Annotated in this window: 2 protein-coding genes and 1 pseudogene; all 3 read left to right on the forward strand. The window is 30.8% G+C overall.

Annotated elements, in window-relative coordinates; all coding sequences use genetic code 11:
- Positions 1–343 (forward strand): annotated as a pseudogene (locus FC65_RS12630) (hypothetical protein); the annotation flags it as partial.
- A gap of 10 nt (positions 344–353) precedes the next feature.
- The gene (locus tag FC65_RS10575; RefSeq protein ID WP_235803133.1) at positions 354–863 is read left to right on the forward strand and encodes a hypothetical protein; all 510 of its coding nucleotides are present in this window, start codon (positions 354–356) and stop codon (positions 861–863) included.
- A gap of 85 nt (positions 864–948) precedes the next feature.
- Entirely contained in the window at positions 949–1,608 is a 660-nt protein-coding gene (locus tag FC65_RS10580; RefSeq protein ID WP_056972695.1) for a hypothetical protein, read from the forward strand.
- Positions 1,609–1,633 lie beyond the last annotated feature (25 nt).

Raw genomic sequence — 1,633 nt, forward strand, 5'->3', positions numbered from 1 at the left:
TATGAATAATTCAGGTTTAATGCTAAGTAGAAGGGTGAGAAAGAGAATGTCAAGGCAGTTTAAACAAAATGGACTAATTACTATGATTTTTGCGTTAGTGTCATTATTTGCAAGTATGATATTTATGAAGAGCGGGGTTATAACTGGTATTGCTTCTGATGCTGGATTTCATTTTTCACGTGTTGAACAAATATATGATAATTTAAAAAATGGTAGTTTCTTTATTTTTATTTTATCCAACCTTGTTTTTATATCCATGGGCTTTTCTGCGCTTTTTTTTAAATCCAGTTACTTCTTTTTATTGTTGGAATGGAATAATGACTTTTGCTTGTTTAATGATTAGCTATTTTTCGATGAAAAGTTTTTCTAAAGAAACGAGTCGTAGTGCTTTTTTTGCTTTGTTGTATACGTTTGGATTGTACAGAATACGTCTAGGTTATGCAACTTTGGTATTGGGAGAATTTACTGCTACCACATTTTTACCGTTAGCTTTTGTAGGTTTTTATCATGTATTTTGGGGAGATTCAAAAAAATGGTATGATCTGGCAATGGGAGTTGCCTTAATTGCTTATAGTCACTTTTTAAGTCTTTATTTGACCGTTTTTATATTTGCTATAATTCTTATTTGTAATATTTTAATAAAAAATAATTTATCTAAAGAACGTGTAATTTCTCTTGCTAAAAGCGTATTTGTAGCCATACTATTGATGGCTTATGTTCTAGTTCCATTTTTAACAGATTATTTAGGTAAGAATTTGAAAGTTCCAGCTAGAAGTGCCTCATTTGTTAACACTTTTAATGATTTGATTAGTTCTTCATTGACCAGTAATCCATTTATGGCCTACAATATTGGCTTTTTTTGATTTTAGGTGTTTTGATCGGTTGGTATTTTGTTAAAAAAACACAGTTGAATTAAGCATCTATATTGTTGGTGTTTTGCTTTTATTAATGAGTACTAGTTTTTTCCCATGGGAAAGTGTAAAAGAAACGTTTTTGGGGAACATACAATTTCCATATCGTTTGCATAGTTATGCTTCTTTGATGATTGCAGCAACTACTTCATTTATATTACAGCAAATCGTAAAAGGAAAGGATAAACGTACAAGATTTTTAATGTATGTTGGTTTTCTTATTATATGCGGTATAAATTATGTAGGGGTTATACAAACAATCAATAACAAAGAAAGAATCAATTCTGCTCAGTATCTCAGGCCTAATAAAAATGGAAATGTTCAACCCCTACAGCCAAGTAATTTGTATAAAGTGGATAAAAATAATTTTCATAATATTTTTCAATACAGCGTTACTTTTGGTGAAAGCGATTATTACCCTAAAAAAGCCGTAAATAGGTACGGGGTGCCAGAGTATGTCGGAAAAGAGGGAAGAATTTGGCAAAAAATGGCATTAATTAATAATAAAAGAAAAAGTGTACAGCCAATAGGAACACCTAATAACTTAACTTATTTTATAAAAAATAATCAGGTTGCGACCATAGATTTACCTGTAGTTGCCTATTCTAAGACTTATGTTTATATAAATGGGCGTCGGTCTAACTATTCTTTCAGTAAACGTGGCACCGTGAGTGTTCGAGTTAATTCAGGCAACTAAAGGTTGAAAGTTAAAGAATACTTGT

Origin of the sequence: Ligilactobacillus acidipiscis DSM 15836, assembly GCF_001435755.1 — a bacterium.
GTDB lineage: Bacteria > Bacillota > Bacilli > Lactobacillales > Lactobacillaceae > Ligilactobacillus > Ligilactobacillus acidipiscis.